21 protein-coding genes and 2 pseudogenes are annotated in these 25,172 nt (G+C 68.4%); 11 read left to right on the top strand and 12 right to left on the bottom strand.

Going from position 1 to position 25,172, the window contains the following annotated elements; genetic code table 11:
* Window positions 1–97 precede the first annotated feature (97 nt).
* Entirely contained in the window at window positions 98–427 is a 330-nt protein-coding gene (locus AC5677_RS37795) for a hypothetical protein (protein WP_497192399.1), read from the bottom strand.
* 51 nt (window positions 428–478) lie between these two features.
* Entirely contained in the window at window positions 479–1,144 is a 666-nt protein-coding gene (locus AC5677_RS37790; protein WP_497192398.1) for a nitroreductase, read from the bottom strand.
* A 113-nt stretch (window positions 1,145–1,257) separates the two neighbouring features.
* On the opposite strand from AC5677_RS37790, the pseudogene AC5677_RS37785 reads away from it, so the two are divergent.
* Window positions 1,258–2,185: pseudogene (locus AC5677_RS37785) on the top strand (IS5 family transposase).
* 84 nt (window positions 2,186–2,269) lie between these two features.
* Window positions 2,270–2,701, top strand: coding sequence for a hypothetical protein (locus tag AC5677_RS37780; RefSeq protein ID WP_497192397.1), 432 nt, complete (start codon window positions 2,270–2,272; stop codon window positions 2,699–2,701).
* A 230-nt stretch (window positions 2,702–2,931) separates the two neighbouring features.
* On the opposite strand, the gene AC5677_RS37775 is transcribed toward AC5677_RS37780, so the two are convergent.
* Both AC5677_RS37775 and AC5677_RS37770 read right to left on the bottom strand, forming a co-directional pair.
* Window positions 2,932–3,327: a DUF3592 domain-containing protein gene (locus tag AC5677_RS37775; RefSeq protein ID WP_497192396.1), complete on the bottom strand. Its 396-nt coding sequence runs from the start codon at window positions 3,325–3,327 to the stop codon at window positions 2,932–2,934.
* A gap of 273 nt (window positions 3,328–3,600) precedes the next feature.
* The gene (locus tag AC5677_RS37770) at window positions 3,601–4,002 is read right to left on the bottom strand and encodes a hypothetical protein (protein WP_497192395.1); all 402 of its coding nucleotides are present in this window, start codon (window positions 4,000–4,002) and stop codon (window positions 3,601–3,603) included.
* Window positions 4,003–4,313: 311 nt separating this feature from the next.
* On the opposite strand from AC5677_RS37770, the gene AC5677_RS37765 reads away from it, so the two are divergent.
* Window positions 4,314–5,243 carry a hypothetical protein gene (locus AC5677_RS37765; RefSeq protein ID WP_497192394.1) on the top strand — a complete coding sequence of 310 codons (930 nt, stop codon included), beginning with the start codon at window positions 4,314–4,316 and terminating at the stop codon, window positions 5,241–5,243.
* Here AC5677_RS37765 and AC5677_RS37760 read toward each other — a convergent pair.
* Together AC5677_RS37760 and AC5677_RS37755 are read right to left on the bottom strand one after the other, a co-directional pair.
* Entirely contained in the window at window positions 5,234–7,042 is a 1,809-nt protein-coding gene (locus AC5677_RS37760; protein ID WP_497196905.1) for a pectate lyase-like domain-containing protein, read from the bottom strand. The genes AC5677_RS37765 and AC5677_RS37760 overlap by 10 nt on opposite strands.
* Before the next feature lie 22 nt (window positions 7,043–7,064).
* Entirely contained in the window at window positions 7,065–8,024 is a 960-nt protein-coding gene (locus tag AC5677_RS37755; RefSeq protein ID WP_497192393.1) for a chitinase, read from the bottom strand.
* A gap of 1,538 nt (window positions 8,025–9,562) precedes the next feature.
* Between AC5677_RS37755 and AC5677_RS37750 the strand changes: the two are divergent.
* The 3 genes and pseudogenes from AC5677_RS37750 to AC5677_RS37740 form a co-directional block, all read left to right on the top strand.
* A pseudogene (locus AC5677_RS37750) lies at window positions 9,563–9,718 on the top strand (NADP oxidoreductase); the annotation flags it as partial.
* Window positions 9,719–10,227: 509 nt separating this feature from the next.
* On the top strand, window positions 10,228–12,669 hold the full coding sequence (locus AC5677_RS37745) for an SdrD B-like domain-containing protein (RefSeq protein WP_497192392.1): 2,442 nt from the start codon (window positions 10,228–10,230) through the stop codon (window positions 12,667–12,669).
* 310 nt (window positions 12,670–12,979) lie between these two features.
* On the top strand, window positions 12,980–13,660 hold the full coding sequence (locus tag AC5677_RS37740; protein ID WP_497192391.1) for a hypothetical protein: 681 nt from the start codon (window positions 12,980–12,982) through the stop codon (window positions 13,658–13,660).
* Window positions 13,661–13,667: 7 nt separating this feature from the next.
* On the opposite strand, the gene AC5677_RS37735 is transcribed toward AC5677_RS37740, so the two are convergent.
* Window positions 13,668–14,879, bottom strand: coding sequence for a right-handed parallel beta-helix repeat-containing protein (locus AC5677_RS37735; RefSeq protein ID WP_497196904.1), 1,212 nt, complete (start codon window positions 14,877–14,879; stop codon window positions 13,668–13,670).
* A 213-nt stretch (window positions 14,880–15,092) separates the two neighbouring features.
* On the opposite strand from AC5677_RS37735, the gene AC5677_RS37730 reads away from it, so the two are divergent.
* On the top strand, window positions 15,093–16,241 hold the full coding sequence (locus AC5677_RS37730) for a Dyp-type peroxidase (protein WP_497192390.1): 1,149 nt from the start codon (window positions 15,093–15,095) through the stop codon (window positions 16,239–16,241).
* Here the strand turns inward: AC5677_RS37730 and AC5677_RS37725 are convergent.
* Window positions 16,162–16,632 (bottom strand): MFS transporter, encoded by a 471-nt coding sequence (locus AC5677_RS37725; RefSeq protein WP_497192389.1) that lies wholly within the window; start codon window positions 16,630–16,632, stop codon window positions 16,162–16,164. The genes AC5677_RS37730 and AC5677_RS37725 overlap by 80 nt on opposite strands.
* Window positions 16,633–17,151: 519 nt before the next feature.
* On the opposite strand from AC5677_RS37725, the gene AC5677_RS37720 reads away from it, so the two are divergent.
* Window positions 17,152–17,793 (top strand): hypothetical protein, encoded by a 642-nt coding sequence (locus tag AC5677_RS37720; protein WP_497192388.1) that lies wholly within the window; start codon window positions 17,152–17,154, stop codon window positions 17,791–17,793.
* Window positions 17,794–17,869: 76 nt separating this feature from the next.
* On the opposite strand, the gene AC5677_RS37715 is transcribed toward AC5677_RS37720, so the two are convergent.
* Window positions 17,870–19,813, bottom strand: coding sequence for a hypothetical protein (locus AC5677_RS37715; RefSeq protein WP_497192387.1), 1,944 nt, complete (start codon window positions 19,811–19,813; stop codon window positions 17,870–17,872).
* 326 nt (window positions 19,814–20,139) lie between these two features.
* Here AC5677_RS37715 and AC5677_RS37710 point away from each other — a divergent pair, with 326 nt between their 5' ends.
* Window positions 20,140–20,445, top strand: a complete 306-nt coding sequence (locus AC5677_RS37710) for a helix-turn-helix domain-containing protein (RefSeq protein WP_497192386.1) — start codon at window positions 20,140–20,142, stop codon at window positions 20,443–20,445.
* A 155-nt stretch (window positions 20,446–20,600) separates the two neighbouring features.
* Here the strand turns inward: AC5677_RS37710 and AC5677_RS37705 are convergent, their stop codons facing one another.
* Window positions 20,601–20,822, bottom strand: coding sequence for an ATP-binding protein (locus tag AC5677_RS37705; RefSeq protein WP_497192385.1), 222 nt, complete (start codon window positions 20,820–20,822; stop codon window positions 20,601–20,603).
* Window positions 20,823–20,977: 155 nt separating this feature from the next.
* Here AC5677_RS37705 and AC5677_RS37700 point away from each other — a divergent pair, with 155 nt between their 5' ends.
* Together AC5677_RS37700 and AC5677_RS37695 are read left to right on the top strand one after the other, a co-directional pair.
* A complete protein-coding gene (locus AC5677_RS37700; RefSeq protein ID WP_497192384.1) occupies window positions 20,978–21,403 on the top strand; it encodes a tetratricopeptide repeat protein in 426 nt (141 codons plus the stop codon).
* A 29-nt stretch (window positions 21,404–21,432) separates the two neighbouring features.
* Window positions 21,433–21,645, top strand: coding sequence for a DUF4287 domain-containing protein (locus AC5677_RS37695; RefSeq protein WP_497192383.1), 213 nt, complete (start codon window positions 21,433–21,435; stop codon window positions 21,643–21,645).
* Window positions 21,646–21,782: 137 nt separating this feature from the next.
* Here the strand turns inward: AC5677_RS37695 and AC5677_RS37690 are convergent, their stop codons facing one another.
* Window positions 21,783–24,593 (bottom strand): caspase, EACC1-associated type, encoded by a 2,811-nt coding sequence (locus AC5677_RS37690; protein WP_497192382.1) that lies wholly within the window; start codon window positions 24,591–24,593, stop codon window positions 21,783–21,785.
* Window positions 24,590–25,057: an effector-associated constant component EACC1 gene (locus AC5677_RS37685; protein WP_497192381.1), complete on the bottom strand. Its 468-nt coding sequence runs from the start codon at window positions 25,055–25,057 to the stop codon at window positions 24,590–24,592. The genes AC5677_RS37690 and AC5677_RS37685 overlap by 4 nt, the downstream gene beginning before the upstream one ends.
* Window positions 25,058–25,172 lie beyond the last annotated feature (115 nt).

The following is a 25,172-nucleotide window of genomic DNA, read 5'->3' as shown; positions in this document are numbered from 1 at the left end:
TCGCAGGAGTGGACGCTACGTCGGCTGGGGGCGGTTCCTGGTGAAAACCCGGGCTGTGCGCAGACGCCGACGAGGCCATAGCGGTCCAGCATCCGCCTCACCACGTAGGACACCCCATGCGGCCGGCGGCCGAGCCGCCTGGTTGTGCGCCGGCCACGCGGAGGCCTACACCCTTCAGAAGACCCTCACCGCCTACGGGCAGCAGGTCTACCGTCTTCGTCCCGGCGACGACTCGATGGTCGACACCTGGAGCGGCGTCGCCAACGGACACCTGATCACTGCCAGCCGCTACGACGGGCTCGACCTCGCGGGCGACCTCTGCCATCTGGTCATCATCACCACGGTCCCGCAGGCCAGCGGCGAGTTCGAGCGATCCGTCGTTGCCTACCTCGGTGACGCCGGCTTCATGCGCCACCGCGTCGGCCAACGAGTCACCCAGGCACTGGGACCTGTCCTGTCGATCTTGACCACCCAGCGGTCACACCCCGATGAAGCTCACTGTTTCCGTCATGTCCGCCCGCCCGGTACGCAGCCGTGGCACGCCTTCCTTTTCGAACCCCACCGAGACACCGCAGAACAGTACGAGCCCGCCATCAGCTCCGACTGTCCGGCGGACAGTCTTGCGATACATGGTCCACATCACCTGGGGGCAGCTGTGCAACCCCTCCGCCCTCAACAGCAGCATGACCGTCTGCAAGTACATCCCCGCGTCAGCCCACTGTCCGGGCCCCATCGTCCGGTCGACGTAGCAGAACAGGACGACCGGCGCACCGAACGCCTCCGAGTTCAAGGCGGCGATCTTCTTGGGCCTATCGGGGTCGTCGCGCTCGATTCCCAGCGCTTTGTACCGCTGAGCGGCCGCGGCGGAAAAACGGTCCAGATACGGTGACGTCAGTTCGGCCGGGTACATCGGGTACTCCCGTTCATCACCTGGGTCTCCCCCCAGCGCCCTGGCCGTCGCGCGCCTCTTCAGTTCGGCCAAGGGCTCGCCGGTCACGACATACACATGCCACGGCTGGAGGTTCCCACTCGACGGAGCCCGCGTTGCTGCAGTCAGCACTCGTTCGAGTATCTCTTTGGATACCGGCTCATCGCTGAACGCCCGCACAGCCCTGCGACTGTCCACGGCCTCATATACGTCCACGTCTTCGCGTCCTCTCACTCGACCGGGCCCCGCTACCGTATTGAGCGGTCAGTACCGAGCATCGCCAGGCCCTGGGCAGCGCCCTGACGACCAGTCCAGTCGTTGGTAGGACTGTGGGAGACAGAGGTGACCTGACGGACGCTCAGTGGGAGCGGCTTCGGCCACTCCTGCCGGTGAGTAACGGCGTTGTGACAGGTGGCGGGATCACCAGCAGGTGATCAACGGGGTGTTGTACCGGATCAGGACGGGTGTGCAGTGGCGTGACCTGCCGGAGCGATATGGGCCGTGGAAGACGGTGCACGCGCGGCGTCGCCGCTGGTCGGCAGGCGGCACTTGGGAACTCCTGCTCGAGCGGGTGCAGGCCGAAGCCGACGCGGTAGGCGATATCGACTGGGACATCGCCGTGGACTCGACCTCGGTACGGGCCCACCAGCACGCGGCCGGAGCACGAGCTGCGCCGCCGCCGAGCCTCAAAGGGGGCCTTGCAAAGGCGATCAAGACTGCTCGGATCCGAGTGGAACTGGTCGACCTCCCGGCGGAGGTGGTGCAGAAGGCGAGGCACTCGGCCGCTCACGCGGCGGCTTCACCACCAAGCTCCACCTGAGTGCGGGTGGCCGCAGCCGCCCGCTATCGATGCTGGTCACGCCCGGACAGCGGGCGGACTGCACTCAGTTCGAGCCGGTCATGAATCGGATCCGTGTCCCGCGCGTCACCGTCGGCCGGCCCAGGACGACGCCGGACAGTGTCAGCGCGGACAACGGCTACAGCAACCACCACACCCGTTCCTACCTGCGCAGACGAGGCATTCTGCACGTCATTCCCGAGAAGGCCGACCATGCGGCGAACCGCCGCAGGCGCGGCAGCAGCGGCGGCAGGCCGCCTGGTTTCGATACGGAGCGGTACCAGAAGCGCAACACCGTCGAGCGGGCGATCAGCCGGCTCAAGAACTTCCGCGCGGTTGCCGCCAGGTACGACACACGTGGCGACGTCTTCCTTGGCACGGTAACCGCCACGGCCCTCACGATCTGGCTTCATTCATGATCGCCAGGACATTCCCTAGGCCGCGCCAGCCGCGAACGGACCAACCGTTCTCTCCACCTCGGACTGGACCCGAGTTTCGCCCAGGTGCTCGCCGACCCGGCCGCCCGCTGGTCGATCCCCGCAGGCACCGAACCCACGATCCGCAGCGCACTGGAGATCTACGACCAGGGCTGGGAAGGCTCACTGCGGGCCTGCGCCACCCTGTGGCAACAGGTCGCGCAGCCCTCCGCAGCGGCCGAAGCCGCCGCCCCAGCGGGCCCTCGTCGCAAGGCTCGGTCCGGCTGTGGCGCCAGCGGGAACAGCAACGTCTCCAGCGCCGGCTCCGAAGTCTCGGCAACGACCGACCCCTGGCTCGGCAACCACGCGGGAGCGGCCCAGAAGGCGGGCGAAGCAGCCGCCCAACTCGCCACGGCCGGAGAAACCGAACATGCAACGTTCTGGTGCTACGTGGCGGCCCACGCGCACTTCGACCCAGGACGCCCCCAAGACCTGGCCGCCGCGCGCAGAGCACTGTAGGACGCCATCGATGGCAGGCCGCAGACCACCTGGTTCCGCCGCCTGGCTCGCACCGTCGCCGACCTCGAAGGCTACGAACACACCGCTACCGGTCCGGGCGAGGAGCGTGGTGGGGCCGAGCGGGATGGTGTCGGCCGGATCCTCAGGGAGCGCTTGCGGGGTGAGGCCCGTTCGAGCCCTCCCGGATGCGCCTCCCGTGCGACGCGAACTGACTGCTCCTACGTGTCGGCTCAGCGGCGGACGAGCTCCCAGAGCGCGAGGCCCGCGAACAGACAGCCGAAAGCGAGGCATGGCACGATCCTGCTCAAGCTTCTCCAGACCACGTCGATCCGCGCGGTCCCCGGGGCGCCGGGAAGGTAGATCACCGGGGCCGGACCTCCCAGGCGCAGGCCCGAGCGCGCCGTTTCCCGGTCCGTAAACTCGCGCATGCAGCCCTGGTCGTCGACGAATTCGACCACCGCGTGTCGGGTGGCGCCACTTCCTCCTGCGCCGGAACGCGACTCGAAGCGGGCCACGAAACCTCTGGCGCGGATCCCGTGGCGCCGCAAGCGGTAGCGGAGTACGGCCTCATAACCGCCGTACCCCATGAGGGCCAGACCGATCACCAGGAACACCACATAACCCATCGGCGTCTCTCCTTCACTGCCTCGCGGCACTAGTGCCGCATCAGGCAACGTTCGCGCTGTGACGGTTGCACTCGCTCTGTCACCTCACCAGCAACCTGCCACAGATAGCCAGGGCGCCCGCGGCACACACCTCCGCAGGCGCCCCAAGACGCTGACCGAACCCCCGCATGACGGCAACCTGACTGCCACGATGCGGAGACCGGCGACTACGCCGCTACCTCCTGAGCCCTGGGCGCGCCGTCGGCTGCGGCTGACCGGGCACAGGACGGTCAGTCAGCAGGCCCGGATGCTGCTCGTCTTGTTCCGGTCCCTCACGTACAGCAGGCCCCCTACCCCCGGCTTGACCTTCTTCAGCATCCTCCCCCGGTAGTACTTGCCGTCGTACAGACAGAACGCGATGCGCCCCCTGTTCTGGACAGTGTCGATCTTGTTGTCGAAGTGCCCGAGAGTCGGCATGCTGTTGCCCGGGGCCATGTTGAACAGCCCGCGATCTTCTTCACCGAAGCACCAACTCATCTGCGTGCATGGGGGCAGGCCCTTCATGTCCACCTCTGCCGCCGACACCGCGGCGGGTGTCCCCGACGCGGCCGTTGCCGTCGGCGTCGCCAGGAAAAGCATCGGCGCCGCGGCCATCACGGCCATAACGCCCCGAACAGGCTTTCTCATCATGGGCACGCTTTACTCCGTCCTCGTTGAACGTGTGGACTTCCGCACGCGGCAGTAGGTGATCCGCGCGCAGCGGCAGAACTAGGGATCTACCCCCGTGCCCCAGTACAAACTGTGCCCTTGCGGCACAGTCAACACTCGGTGGGCTCTGCCTTCTTGACCGACTGTGGGTATCCGGCTGGGCGTCGGTCTGTCGGCGACGTTCCCGGGCTGCTGATGATGTCTGTCGTCGCGGCCTCGAGAAGATCGGCCGGACAGGGCTAGCACACGTCACCGACAACACCACCCCAAGGGGCCCGCCAGGAGCGGGCCCCTTTCGCATGTCCGCACGCGCCTGCCAGGAGCAGGCACCCACCGCATCGGGAGTGCACCATGAGCGACTCAGCGACGAGCAGCACCCCCGCCGCGGCGCCGCAGGGAGACCCGGCCACGCCGCCGATCAGGCAGCCTCCGACCGGCACCGCGCCGAACCCGACCGCGCCGCCCGCCCCGGCGCAGGGCGAGGACGCCGCCGCGACCATCACCCGACTCGAACCGAACTCGCCGCCGCCCGCGCCGAGGCCGGAATGAGCAGGGTCACGGCCAAGCAGCGCGCCGCCGACGAGGCCCGCACGCAGTTCGCCCAGGACATCGGCCACGCCCTCGGCATCATCCCGGACGGCCAGGAGGCCGACCCCGCGCAGCTGACAGCACAGCTGACCGCCTCGCAGGCGCAGGCCCGACAGACCGCCGTCGAACTCGCCGTCCACCGCACTGCGCCGGACGTCGGCGCCGATGCCGAGGCCCTGCTCGACTCCCGCGCGTTCACCACCTCGCTTGCCGACATCGACCCGATCGACGCCATACAGGCCGCGACCACCGCGGCGATCACCGCAAACCCGAAGAGGCACCGCAACGAGCCAGTCGAGGTTCGCCACATCGCACCGCTCCTGCACATGCGCCGGCGGCTGGTGAAGGTGGCCTCCGGAGCGCTCAGCGGGGTCCGCCATCGAGTCCGCCAGGGAGCCCTCTACGAGTCTCCGGCTCTGGGACGTTGTAGGGCAGGGAAGCCACCCAGCGACCTTGCACAGAGCCTTGCCCCGGCGCTTGCACAGGACCTTGCATCAGATTTCGCCGGCCACCTGAACGTCGGCTGCACCACCTGGGGTCCCGGACGTGTCGTGGGCCTGGGCGAACGGCCGCCGTTGGAGCCGGCGGCCGTGCGCTGTGGGGGCGGGGAGGAGGAGTGGGCGGGCGTGCGCTACGGGTAGTCCACCACGTAGGCCTGCTGGTGGTCCGTGTTCGCCGGGCCGCCCTGGTCGTTGATGACATGGTTGATCGTGCCCGTACCGCCGAGCGAGACCGCCACCATGTGGTGGAGCTTCACGCCGTTCGCGCGGGGTACCTGGAAGGCGCGGTCGGCGGCGACGGACTTGTTGACGTTGAAGTAGCAGTAGCTGCCCAGCCCGTACGCCTGGTGGTCGGTGACGTTGTCCGCCACCTTGTACGCGGCGTAGCCCTTGGTGTCGCCGTCCATCCAGGCCGCCTGGTCCGGCGGGTCGTAGGGCATCTCGTTCTGGAAGAAGTACGTCCGGCCGTGGTTGCCGTTCCAGACCACCTGGTCCTTCTGGTAGTGCTCGACGAACAGGCCGTACATCGTGACGTCGTCACCGTTGACGGTCAGTCCGCTGTCCGCGGTGTTCTGCGTCCAGCCGACCCCGTCGCCGTGGTCGGCCCGCCAGATCCAGGTGTGGTCGCCGATGACGTCCGAGCTGTTGACGACGAGGCTCTTGGTCGCCTTGCCGACGCCCGCGCCGCCGACCCGGAAGTAGACGTCGTGAAGGGAGGAGGGGTTGCCGGAGTGGTGCGCCGAAGCACCCTTCGGGCCCATCTCCATCAGCGTGTCCGAGCGCTCCCGGCCGGCGTCGATCAGCAGACCCGCGATGTTCGCTCCGTCGACGTCGGCGACCGAGAGGGCGGTGACCCCGCCGTCGGGGACGAGGGTGGCCAGGCCGAGGCCGAGCACCACGGTGTTCGGCTTCGTCACCTTGATCGTGTCGTCCAGGTGGTAGACACCGGGCGTGAACAGCAGGTGCTTGCCCTGGTTCAGCGCGCCGTTGATCTGGGACACCGTCATGCCTGGCTTGGCGATGAAGAAGTCGCTCAGCGGCAGGGAAGTGCCTTTCGGGGTGCCGCCGGACCAGCTGGTGCCCCGGGTGTCCGAGGCGACGTCGGGGACGAAGACCTTGTAGGTGTCGGCGTCATCGACGTAGAGGAACGGCTTCTCGCGGGACTTGGGAGTCTTGTCCACCGTGGTGTACGGCGGCTGGGGGAAGTTGCCGGCCGGCGGGTTGGTCGCTCCGACGAACACCATGTTCCAGTTGGAGCCGTTCCAGCTGCTCCACTCGGTGTTGCGGGAGAGGTACTGCTGCTGCGACCCGGAGGAGACCGAACCATCCACCTTGGTGTCGGCGAGCAGGCCGCCGCTGGACCAGCCGTGGTTCCGCGGATCCAGCTGCAGATTGCCCTTCACATGCATCCGGCGGAACGGCGCGGCCTGCGAGACGGCCCACCGGTCGGTGCCGTTCGCCGGGGTCACGGCCATGTTCTCGGCGTCGCGCCAGAAATTCTGCGTCGCATTGTCGCCGAACCAGTCGGCCTCGGCGTGCACATCGCCGTTGATGTCGGTGTCGTCGGGCGACAACCCGAGCCCGGCGATTTGTGTGGAGAAGCCGATGTTGGCATCCACGTCGTACTTCCCCGGCTTGAACAACAGCGCATGCCGTTCCTCGCCGAACTGGTTCTTCTCCTGCTCCTTGAAGACCGTGTCGAGCCGGGACTGGATCCGGTCCTTGGACATCGACGGGTCGAAGATGTCGACGTTGGGGCCGAGGTCCGGAGCGTTGGCCGCGGTGATGTGCTTCTGCGGTGTGCTGTGTTCGGGCCCTGCACTCGCGCTCTGGGGGGAAAGGAGGGCCACGGTGCCGGCCGCGAGGGCGAGGGCGGCGGCAGCGGCGGGCAGGCCGCGGCGCCTGCGATGGCGCGGCCGGCCCGACTCGTCGCGGGTCATGTTCAGCTTCACGATGCCTCCCTCAGCCCGTGTATCCGGCGAAGATCTTGGTGAACTGCCAGGGTTCCTGGTCCACGCCGGAGCAGGTGTCGTCGTTGGGATAGGCGCCGGGGCACGGGCGGTCGCGGTTGGCCGACCAGTAGGTGAGGCGGGCGAGGTGGTGTTCCTGGGCGTAGGCGCGGATGGCCTCGAAGTTCTGCGGTGTGACCCGCTCCTGGGCATCGGTGATGCCGTTCATCGACGAGATGCCGCTGTGCCGGTAGGCCGCGTCGTCGCTGTAGCCGTATGCGTCCTTGACCGTGTTCTTCAGACCCTCGGCGGCCTTCTTCGTCAGTTCACCCATGTCCTGACCGCCCGCGTCGCCGAAGTCGAACGGCATGATCGTCCAGCCATCCACCTCCAGACCGGAGCCCGCGGCCCGCTTGATCATGCTGTCGTCCGGGCCGTTCTGGGCGCTGGGGAACGTGACGTACGTCGTCAGGCCGGAATTGTGGGCCTTCACCTGCTTCAGCGCGTCGATTGTCTTCTGCTGCACCTGGGGGTCGTCGTAGGCATCGCCCTCGATATCGATGTCGATCGCCTTCAGGCCGTAGGCGTCGATCACCTTCTGGTACGCGCCGGCCAAGGCCGAGGCGTCCGGGCAGGTCTGTTCCAGCTTGCTGCCGCCGGCCCCACCGAAGGAGGGGACGACGTCGCCGCCCTTGGCGCGGATCGCGTCCACGGTCCGCGCATCGACGCCGCCGGTGAGGGGACGGCTGCCGTCCCACTGCGGATCGCATGTACCACCGCTGAGGACGAAGGCCAGGGTGAACCACTTGACGCCGGTGGCGTCCATCACCTTGCCGGGATCCGGCGGGTTGCCCCACCCGTTGTACAGGTACGGGGCCACGGCCTGCGGCACGTCGGTCGCCTTGGGCCCGTCGGACGGTGCGGCGCCGACCGCCGCGGTCGTGGTGCCGCCGATGAGCGCAGCGGCGACCACGCCGATCGTGCTTCGGCGGGCGCCGCGTATGTGCCGTGACCGCGATCTGCTTCCGTGCCGTGCTGGTGAACTCATAAGGGCTCCTGTGCGGTGGGGGGAGCGGGCGTCGGCCCGGGGCGGTCGTGCTGCCGTCAGAGGTGCGTGTACACCGGAGCGCTGAAGGGGCGTTGAAGACCTGGACGCTCAAGGCATGGCTGGCTGCCCTCCGAGAAGCGGTGCACAGTCGGATCGGCCGACCGGAAACGACGTCGGGACCAGAGCGGTTCAGGCTGGTCCAGACCTGTTGCAGGGCTTGAGTTAACTCGGCGTAAAGATGGGCGTCAAGACCGCTGGCATCACTTCAAAAAGTGAACGCAGTGGCCAACAACAGCCCCTGCACCGGAGAGACCAACTACAAAGCAATCGCAAGGCAATTGGGTGTCCTCAGCTATGCGGCACGGTCGCGATGGAGACGTGGGCCTCCGGTCACGACGCCCTCGCCCTGGAGCACTTCCGTTCCGCCTTCACTTCATTCACTGCCTCCACACCGACCGCTCCCCCGCCATCAGCAGCGAAGACTCCCGCGCCGCCCTGACATCACGTCCACCTCGGCGAGCGTCCGGTGGCCGGCCTTACCTCCTCCTCGCCTCGCCAGTTGCGATCACGGCTGCGGAGCAGTCGATCGGTACGCCACAGTCACCACACCAAAGTCCCAACGGCCCCCAGAACAGCAATCCCCACCACGTACGGCCAGATGGTCGATCAGAACGCCACCAGCAGAATGAGCAGCAGCGCATCCCCCACAACGGCCGACCGCTGTAATGCCTGACGTCGCCTGCGCGCCGCGGAGCGACGCCCCCGCCGCGTAGCCATGCCTCATCTCCCCCTCAGTCCCTCGGGAGCAGTGTGGGCAGCACATGCGGCGGCCGGAAGAACGCCGCATGGGGATCGTGGCGTGATCCTGACTATGACAGGCAGCTGCCGCACCGGCGATGGGCGACGAGAGTCGTATCGCCATCCGTGGCCTGCACCGGACGCGTTGCGTCTATGCCCTCCCACAGCCCCTTCGCCGGCCGTGGGATCCATCCCCAACCTGCGTCTCGATGGCTCTGCTCCGGATGGTGGTTGCAAGCATCCGGAAGGTGAGCCACCCCGCGTGGAGAGATCAGGATTCTGTCTGGAGGAGCAATGGGCTGTCGCCCAGCCTGTGCGGAGGCTGTTCCGGCATCGGCCCGTGGGACCGATCCGTCTGGTGGGCAGACGCAGCCTTCGCCAATGAACAGCTCACAACGGTCGCATCTCTTGGCAGCCATGCCGGCCATGGTGACAGCTGCCTCGCACAGCCACGCCACTTTCCCAACTTCGAAGCCGATTCCCCTACTTGAGAGACCGGTCCGGACCGCGAGCAGCGCAGCGACCAACGAAGATGCTGCGAGCGCGGCGATCGTGCCCGAACCACCTTCTGGCGTCGGTGTGAACGATCGAAGCACGCACCGGAGGTGACCGCGTGATGAGAGTCGGCGTGCTGGGAACGGGCAACATGGCGTGGCCGGCGGCGTCTCGACCGTGCGGGGCTCCTGGAGGCGACCGCCGCGCTGTTCATCACGCTGTGGGTCAGCGAGGGAGCGGACGCGCAGGCGATCGCACCTCCGCCGGCATACGCAGCCGGACCGAGCCGCCGGGAAACGGCAAGCGGCACCGGGTCATTCCGTTAGGGGTTCCCCTAACGGCTCGGCTCGACTCACAGTGGCTGCCATTCTCTCGGCACTCGGGAACTATCGCGAACCCCGATGGATTCCATGGGTTTTGCTGGTGACGGCGAGACTCCGCTGCGTAGAATGTCGCGCGCTGCTCGTGATGGCGGCGGCCTGTGAGGTCGGCGGTGGGGGGCGAGGGTGCCGTGATTGAGCTGCAGGAACACACCATGCAAGGTGATGCCGCCCGAGGCACTGAACGCGCGTTCGCTTTTCCCGGCCTGCGGTGCTTACGGCTCGCCCGCGAATTTCTCCAAACGATCAGCGCAAAGCGGTCCACGCAACAGCAGTGGGCCCTTTTTCTTTTCCGTGGTGCGCCAAAGGCGTTCGCGCCCGAGGCGCAGTGGACGTGCAGCGCGTAGCGGGGGCTTCGTTTTCAAGACAAGAGAAGTGTGGAGCGTGATGCCATGAAACGAGTTGGCAAGGACTCGCGCCGGTCGGCCCGGACGCTTGTGGAGCCGCTGGCGCGCATGGGGTTGTCTGTCCTCTTACTGGCAGGCGGCGCCGTGGGAGCGACGGCTGGACCGGCCGCCGCTTCGACCGCCGACGGCACGCTGACGGTTGAGGTCCTGCGCGACTTCTTCGGCACCGGCGTGATCAACGCGACGATGGACGTGCCGCAGCGGGGCATGAAGGTGGAGGTCTCCGACCCCGCTGGGCACGTTGTCACCGGCGTCACGGATGCCACCGGAAAGGTCGTGGTCGCGGGGTCGACCGTGCTGAGCGGCGGCCAATACCGCGTTGACGTCAGCATCCCGGCGCCGTACAGCAACTATCTGCGGGCGGCGCCCGCTTCAACGGCGGAGAACCACTTCGACAGCTTCACGTCGTTCGTGGATGTGTCGGACGGAAAGAACGCCTCGGTGGCGACGGGAGTGTGGGACCCGGCCGACTACGCACTGCCGGACTCCCGCTACTTCGCGCCGATCCACAACGGCGCCAACGGGACCGACAACCGGGCGTTGGTGGCGTTCGGGACGAAGACCCGGGGCACGTGTCCCACCGATGTGGCGTGCCCGACCACGCTGGCCACGCAGGACCAGGTGGGCACGACGTTCGGGTTGGCGTACGACCAGCACCGGACCCGGCTGTTCCAGAGCGCGTTCGCCCGTCGCTACGCCCCGTACGGGCCGCAGGGCGGGGGCGCGATCTACACGGTGCCGGTCAACGGCTCGGGTGCGCCGGAGCTGTTCGCGCGGGTGCCGGACGCCGCGGTGACGCGGCACGACACCGCCAACATGATCAAGGATCCCGGGTTCACCGACGTGCCGGGCAAGGAGAGCATCGGTGGCCTGGCCCTGTCGGAGGACGGCGCCACGCTGTACGCGGTGAACCTGCGGACCCGCAGCCTGGTGAGCTTCGACGCGACAGGGGCCACCGCCGCGGCGCCCAAGTCGACGGTCCCGATCCCGGACCCGGGGTGCGCGAGCCCCGACGACTGGCGGCCGTTCGGTCTCCAGGTCCACAACAACACGCTGTACGTCGGCGGCGTGTGCAGCGCGGAGAGCACGCAGCAGCGCGCGGACCTGAAAGCCTTCGTCTCCACCTACGACGGCAAGCGGTTCACCACGGTGCTGAGCCACCCGCTCACGGCCGAACGCGGCAGCGTCTTCGGTTCCGGCGACAAGGCCACCCACTGGAACCCGTGGAACACCAGCCTGGACACGTGGGACGACCGGAAGGCGGGCAACGTCTTCATCGATCCGCAGCCGGAGCTGGCCTCCCTCGCCTTCGCCCGCGACGGCTCGATGATCCTGGGTTTCCGCGACCGATTCATGGACGTGCTCAGCTGGGGAGGGCTGGACCCCCGGCCAGGGAACGACACGGCGGAAAACGGCATGTCCGGTGGTGACATCACCATGGTCTGCGCCACTCCCACCGGTGAATACCGGTGGGAAGGCACCGGGAGCTGCCCCAACCACGCCACCCCCGCCAACAATGGCGGCCAGGCCGCCGATGTCGTCGAGTACTTCCCGGGCGACTTCTACGCCAACGCGCACCAGGAGACCGCGCTGGGGTCGGTGGCCTATATCCCGCAGCAGGAGTGGGTGGTCAGCACGGAGTTCGACCCGGTCGTCAACGTCGCGACCTCAGGGACCGGTTACCACAACATCACGACCGGTCAGGGCCCGGGCAACAACCCGACCGCCAACGGGTTCCAGTTCGTCAGCCGGGAACAAGGCGGGTTCGGCAAGGCCGGCGGGCTCGGTGACATCGCGTACGCGGCGGCGAACGCGCCGATCCAGATCGGCAACGTCGTGTGGTTCGACGGCGACCACAACGGGATCCAGGACCCGGCGGAAGTGCTGCTGCCGGGGGCGACGATCAACCTGCTGGACGCGGACGGCAAGAAGGTCGCCACGACCAGGACCGATGCCGCCGGCGAGTACTACTTCGGTGGGGTCGGCGCCGAATACCGGCTCACGCCGGGTGCGAAATACACGGTGCAGTTCGACGTGTGTACCGCGGACACCGGCAAGGTGCCTGGCCGGCCCCCGACAAGCGAGGTGCGGTTCACGCTCCCGCGAACCGGTGCCAACCGTGCGCATGACTCCAATGTGACCCCGCCGACCACCGGGCGGTTGTGCAACGGCTACGCGCCTGTCACGGCGCCGGTCAAACCGGGCGGCGTCGATCACACGATTGACGCCGGCGTGTACATCCCGAAGGCAACGCCGACACCGACACCGACCCCCACCCCGACCCCGACCCCGAGCCCGACCTCACCCCCGGCCTCTACCCCGCCGTCATCCGCGCCGCCTGCCAACCCGGCCCCGTCCGGTGGGGGCGGGGGCTCGCTGGCGCACACCGGTCTGTCCGGACTGCCAGAGACGATCGCCCTGGTCGGTCTGCTGGTGGGTGCGGGCCTCATCGCGTTCATGAGCCGGAAGTGTCACGCCCGGAAACACTGAACGAACCGAACACAGTGATCTGCTCGCCCGCGGCCCGGATGGCGCGGTCGGGCGGATCACGTCCCGGCCGGTCCACGAGGGCCGGCCTCGGCGTCGTCCGTCACCGAACTGCCGAGCGCCGCAGCGACCGCACGGCGGCCGAGCAGTGTGGTGAGCGAGAGGGTGAAGCAGAAGAGTGACAGCGTCGAGCCGCGTGCGGAGCGTGAGAATCCAGCGAGCTCTACCGGGCCGTGCCGCTGAACGGCGCCAATGGCCGCGGCAGCGCTGGGCGGCAGCCGTCATCAGCACAGCTGCCGTCGCGGTGGCCGCGGTGGCAGCTGTGCTGATCGCCGACGGCGGCTCTGGCCCCGGCGGTCCGCGCGCACTGTCTTCGGACGAGGCGAACCGGCTGGCGATCACGCGGTTCCGCAACTACGAGGCGCACGGCCGCGCGGTGACGATCACGGTGCCGGGTACCGCCGGCCGGCTGATCGTCACCGGGTCCGTCGACTACCAACGCAAGCTCGGTTACGGCGTGGTGCACGGCACCGGGCGCGACACCTCCAGCGACGGGCTGATCAAGTGGACGGCCACCTCGGTCTTGGTCCACCCGATGGCGAACGCCCCGGCGCACGCTCCCGCGTCGCCGCCCCGCTCGGCCTGGTACAGCCGTCCGCTGCTGACATCCGGCAGCGCGCTGGACAGTTCGCTGGCCATCGCGCTCCGCCTCGGCAGCGACCGGCCGGACAACGCCGAACTGCTGCCGCAGAACGGCGCCGCCTGGCTGGGACGAGACCAGGTCGACGGGCATCGGGTGGACGTCATGACCGGACCGTCCTCCCCCGACCGCGCCGGTACGGCGGGCCGCGTGCGCTACTGGGTCGGCTCTGACGGCACCATGTACCGGGTCCGCGTCAGCGTGGGTTCCGAAACGCAGCCGGTGGTCATCGATTTCGACACCCATAAGTACGTTCCGGTCAAGCCGGCACCCGGAGTCACCCCGCTCCGGTAGCCGCTGTTCAGGACGTCCGCACCCGCGCGTTCCCGGCGAGCAGGGACGCTGACGGCAGCGCGATGCCTGCCGTCTTCGGCAGGACCGGAACGGCCGGGACGGCGGTGGCACCCGTAGTGGCGGCGTTGGGGAACTGCGGCTGTGGCCCGGGCGCCGCGACCTCGGTGAACGGGATGCCACCGGGCGCCTTCGGCGCCGCCCACCTGCCGCCCGGCGAGGACGCCCCGGCCGGAAGCGGGCAGGTCGCGGTCGTCGCGAGCCGGGCGGGCACGGTGGTGCGCAGATCGTTGCCCCGCAGGCAGTTGCCCCGCCCCCGTGTGGCGCTGGGGAACATCCAGCCGACGTCGAGGCCGTTGCCGGTGAACGTGTTGTCCACGATCTGGTTGCCGACCGGAGGCAGGTCGGCGGTGGCGGTGATCGTCAGCCCGGCGTTGCTGTTGTCGGCGATGCGGTTGCGGATGAACTGGTTGTCGCTGCCGCCGTCGATGCCGACGCCGATGCCCCACCCGCCGTCGGCCTGCTCCGGGGTGGCCTTCTGCTGGTTGGCCGCGACCAGATTGCCCGCGATGACGGAGCCCTGCTGCGGGAGCAGTTTCTCCTGGTGGTCGGAGTTGGTGGTGAGTCCGACCCGGTTGCCGACCAGGCGGTTGCCGACCACGTACATCTCTTCGCTGGCGTTGGTGCCTTCGTAACCGACCGCGTTCAGTTCGGCGATGTTGTCCCGCACGACGATGTGACAGGGCTTGCACTGGCCGACATAGATCCCCGAGTCGGCCGCGCCTGACGCGTACGAGTGCTCGATGACACCGTTCCGCGCGGAGAACGCGTAGATGCCGTACAGACCGTTGCGGGTCGCGGTCACGTGGGAGACCAGGAACGACTTCAGGAAGGTGACGGGCTCGTCGCCGGTGTCGTAGCCGCCGCTGTGCCCCGGCAGGCCGGTGGCCGCCTTCGCCGAACCGGTGACCAGGACCCCGTTTTGCGTGTTGTTCTCCACGGTCAGGTTCTCCACGGCCACCCCGGGCGCCGAGACGACGACGCCGTTCGGCTGCTGCAACCGCCCGTCGATGACGACCTTGTCCCGGGACGCACCGCGAAGAGTGATGCGCGCCGTGTCGATCTTCACCGACTCGTGGTACACGCCCGGCGCGACCAGCACCAGGTCACCGGGCCGAGCCAAGGACACCGCATCCGAGATCGTCGGGGCATCGGCAGGCACTCCGATCGTCACATGCGCACCGGCCGGACGCCGGCCTGCCCGCGATCCGCCATCGTCGCCGCAGCCTGCCACCAGTGTCAGCGTGCCCACTACCGCCGCCAACACGCGAAGAGCTAATCGAGGCATGATCCCAGTCTGGCATGATGCCCAATTCCCCGCCAGAATCGCGAGGTTGACCGTCACGCGCGATTCGGCTGTGGCACTCTGCACCCCATGCGCCGAGCCGATCACCACCCGTCACGCCGCACGTTCCTCGATGTCACCGGCGCCATGATGGCCGCCGGTCTGACCGCCGGGTGCACATCGGACTCCGCCCAGCACGCCTCTACCCCAGGGGCCACGCCAAAGCCGGTTCCGGCGACGGGCCGCCATCAGGCAGGCATCACACTCCCCCAGCCGGCCCAGCCCAACCTGCTCGCCGTGGTGGCCGACCTCGGTGCCACCGTGGCTCCCGGCCCGTTACTGGACGAGCTCGGCCAGGCCATCCGCACACTCACCGCGGGGACCGACACGCGGCTGCTGGGCCTGCCGCCGGGCGACCTCACCGTGACCGTCGGCGTGGGCCCCCGGCTGGTGCGCACGGCCGGTGCCTCACTGCCCGGCGCGGCCGACCTCCCGCGATTCTCCCGCGAGCGGATCGCCCCGCAAGCACGCGGCGGTGACCTGCTGATACAGATCTGCGCCAGCGACGCGCTGCTCTTACCGGTCGTCGCCGCCGCGCTTCTGGACCAGGCCGGTGACCGCATCCGCGAACGCTGGCGCCAGTCCGCACGCCGCGGTACGAACGTGTCCGTCGGCAGCGGCCTTACCGCGCCACGCAACCCGCTAGGTTTCATCGATGGCATCGTGGGCCCGCACACGGCCGCCGAACGACAACGCGACCTGTGGCTGGCGGGGCCCCCTGCGGTCGCGGGCGGCACCCTTGCCGTGCTGCGGCGTATGGAACTCGACCTGCCGCGGTTCGCCTCCCTGTCCGTGGCCGAGCAGGAAGCGGTCTTCGGGCGGCGCCGGGCCAGCGGCGTCCCCCTCTCCGGCGGCACCGCCGCCTCGGGCCCGGAACTCGGGGCCAAGACACCGGACGGGCGCTATCTCGTCCCTGCGGACGCCCATGTGCGCAGGGCGCACGCCACCGTGGTCGGGGTCGGGCTCATGCTCCGCCGCTCCTACAGCACCGACCAGCCCGCCCCCGGCCTGCTCTTCATCAGCTTCCAGAACGACCTGCGGACCTTCACCGCCACCCTCACGCACATGGACACCTCCGACGCGCTGCTGTCCTTCACCATCACAACCGCCAGCGCGACATTCCTGATCCTCCAAGGCTTCGACCGGCAACACCCGCTCGGTTCCCAGCTGTTCGTCTGAGCACGATCAACTTGAGGGCGGGGACGGACGGCGGTCCGAGGAATCCGCTTGCGGCGGTCTGCGTGCTGTTCAGCCGTGTATTGGCGCGTTGCAGCTGTGCAGGTTCCCGCTGGAGCAGTTCCGGCAGATATGCAGCGGCCGCGGTGTCGAACAGGATCTGGCCGATGCACAGCAGAAACGCGAAGACGATCACCAGCGGAACATCGAGAAAACCGGCCCAGAACGCGATTGCCGCCGCGACCAGCAGCGCGGCGCGCGCGGTGTCGGATATCCACATGGTGCGTCGCCGGTCCCAACGGTCCACGAGCGCGCCGCCCATGAGCCCGAAAAGCAACCACGGAACCCGGGAGGCCGAAGTGGGAGGAGAGCCGCAGGGCCGGCCCGCCTGCATGCGGTCGCGGCCGTGCGGATGCGGTCCGGGTGCGTGCCCCGCGAAGGTACCGCCTCGCCTGCCCCGAGCGGCGGGCCGAGCGATGCCCTGGCCACCTCGTCGATCTCGGACACGCTCTCCTCCTCTCCCCCAAACTCGCAGCATGCCCAGCCGCCGCCGGATCGCAGCCGCCGCCGGATCGAGCAATCAGGCGCCGCCCGGCCCGGCGGGATCTGCGCCGGGCGCGCCTCTCGGCCGCGCGCGGGCGGATGACGTCTGGCATCCGGCGGGAGCCGGCGGCCGGGACCCGCCCCTGACCGGGCCGGCCACGGGCGGTGACGAACGGTTCCCGCCGGACCGCCCCGGAGTCGGTCAGGTGCGCCTCGCGTATCCGCAAGCTGACGAGGACGCCGCAGGCCGCGCCAGGAGTCACCCGGTCCCGCACCATCGCCACCAGCACCGATCCCGACCCTGAGACGACGCTCACCCTCAGCGTCCGTTGAGGCAGCGATGTCCGTCCCTGCGCGTAGCGTTCAGCCCATGACCGACACGATTGGCTGGATAGGCCGGTACACCAACAGCGACCAGGCCGCGCCGGGCAGGGGCATGCTGAGCGGGATCTCCCTGACCCTGGCCCGCGGCTTCGACAGCCACGACGAGTTCCTCATCAGCCTCGGTGCGGACCTCGACGAGCTGGCCGCCCGCACCCCCTACCAGGACCGGGGCGCGCCGGCCGCCGACCAGCACCCGGCGATGTACGGGACACACGGTGAATGGCTGTACGTCCTTGAGGACTGGGGCCGGGCGACCTGGTACACGGGCTACCAGGGCGGCGTGAAGTCGATGCGCCCTTACCCGGACGAGGAGATCATCTGTGTCACCCTCAACGAGTTCAGCCCGCCGAAGATGATCGTTCACGCGCCCGGCGACGGGAACGCCTACCGGGCCGAGTTCACCACCGACACGGGGCAGGGATCCGCCCTTGACGCCGCGCTCCAGGAAGCCGGGGCCGTCCTGCCCCCGCGCCCCCAGGACGACGCGGACATTCCCGCGTACGAAGACCGTCTGGTGAACATCGCGGGCCCGGTGTTCGCTGCGGTGGGCGCCTACACCGGAGTCGTCATCGACCAGGGCGCCGTCACCGCCGGCACTTTGCCCTATGTGGCGCTGCCCGCCGTCTGACCTGGTACAACGAAGTCCGGCCCCACCCCCGTGCTCTTCCGTTCGAGCGGGGTGGGGCCGGTCTCCTTCTACGACGTTACTGCGCGGTCAGCTTGCAGATCACCGGCGTGCCCCCGCCGAGGCACGTGGTCCCGGGCGTGATCCGGGTATCCAGCCAGTACGCATCTTTGTCTCTCAACCGCATGTCCGTCATGAAGGTGGCGAAGTGCCCACCCATGGACTCCTGGTTCTCCTTGCCGGAGATCGCCGAGCGGCCGCACACTTCCTGGAACGTGGGATCCGTACCGTTCAGGCTGAACAGGTGCACCGAGGCGCCGAGCTTCTTCGCGAAGGTGCCCAGGCACGCGTCACCGGTTGGCGTGGTCTTGCCCGGCAGCAGGGCCGGGTTCAGGCCGCCCTCCGCCGACGACATGCCGCCGCTGTTGTACGAGGACGCGAACGCGAACTCGTCGCAGTTCAACTCGTCCGACGCATCCGTCAGAGCGGAAGCGTCACCGTTCTCCGCGGCCCACCCGGTCGGGCAGATGCGGCCACGGCTGCGGTCGTTCTGCGCCTTGTCACTCATGTAGTACAGCGGCTTGCGCTCGGCCTCCGAGCCGGGGTGCGTCGGGTTGTACGTCTGGATCAGCCAGCCGTGCGCCGCCGCCTGCGGGAACTTCTTCGCGTTGAACTCGTACGTGGGTGCGGAGTTCACGAACACGCAGCCCGAGGTCACACCCTTGTCGGCGTCCTTCGTGTCACAGCGGATCTGGTCCAGCTCGGACGTGTCCCCGCGGTAGTCCAATGACCACTGGTAGCCGGTCATGAACGGGCGGATCTTCCCGTCCGACGGCAGGATGCTCCCGTCGATCTTCACGTCCGGCTTGAACAGCTCCTGCGTGTTGACGCCCGAGGCGTCCCACGTGTACGGCGTGGTGATCTCCGCCGAGTGCATCTCACCGGGAACCCACCAGTTCTTCCCCTTCCACGCCGAGGCGTCCGGCTGGATGGGCTTGCACGATCCCTGGCAGATGTGATCCCCGAGGTTCAGGTCGATCTCGGCGAAGTCCAGCGGGATTTGCTGCGCGGGTTCGATCAGGAGGTGCTCGGTGAAATTGTTCGCTCCGTCGAGTTGCAGGGTCCGCACGAACATGAAGTACGCGGTGGCGTCGGGGACACCGTCGGTGCGGATGATGACCGGCACCGACCGCACGTCACACTGCGTCTGCCGGGTGGACAAGATGGAAGGGAAGTCCGTGTTACACCACGGGATTCCGGCGATCTCGTCGGATGCGGCGGTCATCTTTGCGGCGACCTTCTTAGGCGCCTCGTCCCGCGTGAGCTGCGTGCCGAAGCACACTTGACGGCCCTTGTCGTCCTTCGCGCTGCACTGCTCCGTGGCCGTCTTCGTCTTCGCGGCCAGCGTCGCGCCGGCCTTGTGCGGCTTCGTCTGAAGCCCGGACGGCGGGTTGTCGAACGCCGACGGATCCGGTGACGTGTAGTCCGGCGCCGGGAGTGTCAGGTCCACGGGCGGCTCCACCCGGAACGGCGCCCACGGCGACCACGTCGTTTCGTACAGGGATCCGTCGAACGCCGAGGTGTGGAACACGTAGTTCTGGTGCAGGGACAGCTTCCCCGCAGGAACATCCACGGTGACCAGGGATCCCGAGGCGACGTAGGGGGAGACGATGACGCCGTACTGGCTGTCGTTCAGCTTGACCTTGGTCAGCGGCTTGCCGACCGCGTCCGCCGTCCACACCTCGAACGTCAGCGTCGACTTGTCGCCGTCCGCGTCGGTCACCTTGTTCTTCAGCTGAACCTTCTGCGAGACGACGAGCTGAAACCCGTCCGCGTCCTTGCGGAAGGACGGTGCCGCCGTCGGGCTCTTTCCCGACACCGGACGGGAACCGGCCGCGGCGGCCGACCTCACCTCGGGACCGGCGGCCGGACGGCTGGACGGTGCGGCGTTCGGGTCCGGATCCCCCGTACCCCCCGCGCCGGCGGCGCTGGCCGCGGCGCCGGTACTTGCGAGCAACAGCATGGCAACGCCGATGGCTATTCGGGAAACCATGCGTTTTCTTCTGGATCTACCAGACAAAACGTGCCCCTTCTGGCCCTGCCCACTTTCACCCAAGGCAGGACTGGACGGTTGGATATGTCGCGCCACGGCAGTAGAACACGATCACCAACCGGCAACCTATGAACTCCCTGTACATATCGGCGAGTTAGTGCACTCGCACGGAAGACCCCGAAACCTTCTGTTCATCCTGCGACTTGTCAGTAACCCTGGATAACCAGGTCATACCTCGAACAGTGCCGCGTGATTCCGTCAGCGTTACTTGATCTTGTGCGGCAGGGTCTCTTGGTATGGAGCTGTCCGTTGAACAGGCCGCCGATTTGCGCGAGTTGGTGAACAGCACGGAGGTACCTGCGGACATAGCCACGCGGGGCCGGAACGTGCTGTGGTCGGGCGAGGGGCGTCGACGCAAGGACATCGCCGAGCCGCTCGGGGCATCGCTGCCGACCATCGACCGCTGGAAGGCACGCTATGCCGAGCGGGGCCTGGCGGGGCTGGACGGAGAGCGTCCGGGTGGCGCACGGGAACCCCCGCGTTCGCGAAAAAGGTGGCCAATGCGATCGGCCTGTATCTGGCCCCGCCGGGCGGTGCGGTAGCTCGCTCGATGGATGAGAAGACGCAGATCCAGGCGCCGGACCGGACCCAGCCGGTACAGCCGGTCGCCTTCGCGGCGTGCGAGAAGCGCACCGCCGCAGATTCAGATAACCGAACTCGTCCAGACAGAGAAGGTCGACTTTGCTGTAGCGGGCGATCACGGAGGACAGCCAGCGGGCCGCATCGGCCTCGGCGAGCCGTTCACCAGGGCCGAGGTGGTGGTGTAGCGGACGGTGAGGCCGGCCTCGGCGATCGCCGTGCCCACGCCGATCAGCAGGTGCGATTTACCGGTGCCAGAGTCACCGATCAGGACCAGCGGACGGCCCTCGCGCACCCATGACGGGCTCTTGAGGCGGGGGAATTTCGCTGAGCGAACCAACCACTAATGGCGGCGGAGATCCCGGTCGGCGACTTCGACCTGCAGCAGGTGCAGGAGGAATGTTGGTAAAAGGCCTGTTCACGCCGGGCGGCGGCCGATGTCCTCGCCGGCCCCCTGGACATCAACTGGCTCACCATCCGTCGGAGGTCCGGCCGGTGATGGTCGCCGCGGCCGCTCCCGGGGCACGCCGGCAGATCGGCTTCAACACCGAGCATGCGGGCTACCCGGACGTGGCCCGCGCCGCCTGGCAGGACGAGGCGGACCAGGGCGACCTCGACGGCGCGCACCATTGGTATCGCCGCGCCGCCGAGGCCGGCGAGGTCTTCGCCATGACCGGGCTCGGGGAGTTGCTCCACTCACTGGGCGAGCGGGAAGAAGGCCTGGACTGGGTCCGCCGCGCGGTGGAGTACGGCGGGCAGCCCGCCATGACCTCATACGCCCAACTCCTGCACGCCGAAGGCCAGGTCGCCGACGCCCGCCACTGGCTCGTGCAGGCGGCCGAGCGGCAGTACTCCCCCGCCCGCCAGTTGCTCGCCGCCCAGCTCTACCAGGACGGCGACATGGCCGGCGCGCGGCAATGACTGGCCCTGACGGCTGAGGACACCGCGTCATGACCGCACCGGTGAAAGGCTCCGCCAGCTACTTCCCGTCGATCGAAGAGAAATATGGCCGCCCGATCGAGCAGTGGAAAGACCTGATCCGCACCTCGCCCCTGACCAAGCACAGGGAACTCGTCGCTTGGCTCAAATCCGAGCACGGACTCGGCCACGGGCACGCCAACGCCCTTGTCGCCCACACCCTCGCTGAATGCGGCGAAAACTGACCCGGACAAGGGTGCTGCGCGGCCGATGTGCCTGCACAACCCGTGCCCGGCCCGGGTGATGTCGGATTTCGGGGGCGACGGTCGCCCGGAGCCGCGTACTACGCGCCCCCGCCTGCCCCGCACCGGGTCCGGCGCCCTCAGGTGCCCTGCACACCCAACGACACGTAGTCGTAGCTGCCGTAGGCGCCGGAGACATAGACGTTGGTCAGGCGCGGGCTTCGCCAGCTGAGGTATTTTCGGTGGATGATCGGGAGGTAGTAAGCCCCTTCCGAGACCTTGTGGTTGATCTTCTGGGTGAGATCGTCGGCCTCGTCCGGGCTCGTCGTGGCGGCGGCCTCGTCGAGGAGCTTGTTGATATCGGCGGAATTGATTTCGGCGAGGTTGGTGTTTCCGCTCTGCCTGATGGCCCGGCCGTCGACGAGCGGTTGCAAGAAACCCTGTCCGTTCGGGTAGTCGGCAAGCCAGCTCCCGGGGACGATGCCGTAGCCCTTCTTTTTCACCTCCGCGGGCGTACCGATCGTGTCAAGGAAATCGCTCTGGTCGGACTGCTCGATCCGTGCGGTGATGCCCACCTTTTTCAGGGAATTCGCCAATACTTCGGCGACCGCCTGCTCCTTCGAATCGCCGCTGCGAGCCGCGATTGTGGTCGCAAAGCCGTTGGGCTCACCACACCGTTTCAGCTCGTCCTTCACCTTGGCGACATTCGGCTGTCCGCTGCCCTTGAGCACGCCATACGGGTCGTAGGTCGAGTCGGCGCCCCTGATTCCCGGAGGGAGGAGGCTCGGCGCGATGGCGCCCACTGTCGGTCCGCCGAACGCGGTTTGCAGCGACGCGTGGTCGGCCGCATAGATGACCGCCTTACGGCAGTGAAGATTGCCCATCGGCTTGACGCCCTGCGGAAACGCCACGTACTTGGTTTCGGAAGTCTGCGGGTTGTCCATGTTCTTGGCACGCTCCGGACTCGATCCCACCAGGGCCCGGGCGGCGTCACCAAGGCCCGGGTCCAGTGCCAGGTCATAGTCGCCGTGGAGCAGCTTGCTGTCCACGGCGCCCGGGTCCACGATGGTGACCCGGATCTCGTCCGGCAGGGCCTTACGGACCGGATCGGATGAGGCCTTCCAGTTGTGGTTGCGTTCCAGGACCAGTGACCGGCCCGGCTGGTACGACTTGAAGACGTACGACCCGTTGGAGAACGGCGCGTTACCGTACTTCTCCTTGGTGTCGTGCTTCTGCGGCACGGGGGAGGCGGCGGGCATCGCCAGCAGCTGCTCGAAATCATTGCGGGCTTTGGGCAGGTGGAAGACGATGGTGTGTTCGTCGGGCGTCACGATCGCCGCCAGGCCCCGCTTCGACGTGTCGTCATACGGGCCGCGGTATTTGCCGTGCGGATCAAGAGCTTCTCGGAGGTACGTCGGCCCGCCGGAAATGACGTCCTGCGCCCAGAGCCGCTCGATTCCGTACTTGATGTCGGCGGAGGTCACGGGTGTCCCGTCCTGCCAGGTGACACCTTTCCGCAGCGTATAGGTGTAGGTCTTCCCGTGATTGGTGATCTCCGCCCGGGAAGTGGCGAGATCCGGCGTCAGTCCTGCGCCCTCGACACCCGGTTTGGTGGCGTAGGTGACCAGTTGACGGGTGTAGTACCGGGAGAAGTTCCACACCTGGCCGTTATACGTTCGCTGCGGATCCCAGGAATCGACGTCGTTGGCGGCGACGAATTTCAGCGTGCCGCCGCCGACGGTCGATGGTCTGAGGATTCGTTGCGAGGCAATGTTGAATGCGGCTTTGGCGGCGGTGCCCGGAGAGCCGGAATTCTTACCCGCGGGTTTCTTGGCGTCACGGTCGGAACCGCCGGGCGGTCCGTTCAGCAGCATGATCGAGGCGGTGACTCCGCCGCTGACCAGAACCGCCGCCACCGTGGCCGCAACGATCCTGGTCCGTGCGGGGCCCCATCGGCCGGGGCGCCGGATCCGGTCGCGAGGGGCGTCGGCCGCGGCAACCGGGGCCGGAGCATCGGACGGCCACGCACCGTCCGGCGTCTCGGTGTCGGGTGGGCGGACGGACGGAGACGGCGGTGGCGGCGGTGCGGTCACGGCGGATCGCCGAGGCGGTGGCGTTGGTGGGATGACCTCGGACGACTGAGGTGAGCGGTACGGCCTCGGTGGTGGAGGCGACTCGACCGGCTCGGGCGGCAGCACGGGGCGGGCGGGGAGGTGGGCGCGGTTGCGGGCCAGCGCGATATGGCCGCCGGTGTTCCGGTTGCGCTGCTGGGGCAGGGGACGCGATTTGGCGGCCAGTTGGACGTGCAGATGGCGGTAGAGCGTGTGCATGTCCAGCAACGGCGGGCCACCGGTGATCCCGTCGGTCAGGGTGGTGACCAACTCCCCGGTGAACGCGGTGAATTCCTCACCGGGTGGGGACAGCGCCCGGCGTGTCTCGGCGGAGGCCGCCATCAAAGACGTACCGTCGATCAGCGCCTGGTCGGCGACCTGACCCGTGGCGCTCATCCCGCCCAACAGGGCCCGCCCGCTGTAGCAGCAGTCCAGGATCACCACCTTGTGCCGGGCGCCGACTCGCGGATCCAGGATCGCCCGCCGCACCCACTCGTAGGGCAGCGCGCTGTAGAGGCGCTCGTGGTCGGAGCCGGGCAGTGCCAGGTACAGCTCATCGCTGTGCGGGTCGGTGAGCCCGTGACCGGCGTAGTACACGACCAGGGTGTCGGTCGCCCGCCGGGCGAGGCCGCTGAGGGTGTCGAGCACCTCCTGGGCGTTACGCGGCTGGGACAGCGCGACACAGTGCGTCTCCGGCAGCCCCCACAAGGCCGGGTCGGTGAACGCCTGCGCCAGCCCGGACAGATTGCGGGAGACTGCCGGTAAGTCCTCCAGATGCTCGTAGTCATGGACACCGATGAGGAGCGCGTACGAGGCGCCAGGATCGGGGAGGCCGGTCATGGCGACGGCCTGTTCGGTCCGACGCCCCGGGCCGCACCGTCCGGTGCGTCTCCCCCGCCGTCGGGGCCTCCCGCTCCGCCCTGCGCCAATTGCGGTGATCGCGACCCGGGCGGGGTCTGCCCCAGGGCGGCCACGATGCGGCTCACCGTCTCCGGTGAGCCGTCCTCCACGGTGACCGTCACCCCGTCGCGTTCGATCCGCACGACCGGGGCCCCGGGCCGCGCGTCACGCCAGGTGGCGCACGCCACGGCCAGCCCGCCGAGGGCGATGGCATTGGCGACGACGGCGTTGATCACCTCGAAGGCGCCGCCCATGTCGCCGGCCCCAGGCGCTCCGGGCGCCAAGGAGATCGTGGTGTGCCCCGCCGTATCCGGGTCTCGGGCCAGCCAGCGGTACAAGGACGTCAGCGCTCGGTCGTCGCTGTCCCCCTCGGCTGCCGGCTCGACGAAGATGTCGACCTGCACGCTCGCGTACCCCTCCCTCGGCCGTACCGCCGGCCGCGCGAACCCACCAGGAATGCCGATGGTAACCACCTGTCCCTTGGCGCGCAGGGAGAGTCACAGAGACACAACAGCTGCC

Source organism: Streptomyces sp. JLSY215 (genome assembly GCF_059682825.1).
The sequence above is the reverse complement of the archived record's forward strand: the minus strand, read 5'-3'. Positions and strand labels throughout refer to the sequence as shown.

Coding starts and splice junctions, on each gene's coding strand:
- AC5677_RS37775 (WP_497192396.1), bottom strand. CDS start 3,327: ATGGGTTATGTGGTGTTCCTGGTGATCGGTCTGGCCCTCATGGGGTAC.
- AC5677_RS37760 (WP_497196905.1), bottom strand. CDS start 7,042: ATGACCCGCGACGAGTCGGGCCGGCCGCGCCATCGCAGGCGCCGCGGC.
- AC5677_RS37765 (WP_497192394.1), top strand. CDS start 4,314: ATGTCCGCACGCGCCTGCCAGGAGCAGGCACCCACCGCATCGGGAGTG.
- AC5677_RS37730 (WP_497192390.1), top strand. CDS start 15,093: ATGCGCCGAGCCGATCACCACCCGTCACGCCGCACGTTCCTCGATGTC.
- AC5677_RS37715 (WP_497192387.1), bottom strand. CDS start 19,813: ATGCTGTTGCTCGCAAGTACCGGCGCCGCGGCCAGCGCCGCCGGCGCG.
- AC5677_RS37690 (WP_497192382.1), bottom strand. CDS start 24,593: ATGACCGGCCTCCCCGATCCTGGCGCCTCGTACGCGCTCCTCATCGGT.
- AC5677_RS37720 (WP_497192388.1), top strand. CDS start 17,152: ATGACCGACACGATTGGCTGGATAGGCCGGTACACCAACAGCGACCAG.
- AC5677_RS37710 (WP_497192386.1), top strand. CDS start 20,140: ATGGAGCTGTCCGTTGAACAGGCCGCCGATTTGCGCGAGTTGGTGAAC.
- AC5677_RS37695 (WP_497192383.1), top strand. CDS start 21,433: ATGACCGCACCGGTGAAAGGCTCCGCCAGCTACTTCCCGTCGATCGAA.
- AC5677_RS37725 (WP_497192389.1), bottom strand. CDS start 16,632: ATGCAGGCGGGCCGGCCCTGCGGCTCTCCTCCCACTTCGGCCTCCCGG.
- AC5677_RS37745 (WP_497192392.1), top strand. CDS start 10,228: ATGGGGTTGTCTGTCCTCTTACTGGCAGGCGGCGCCGTGGGAGCGACG.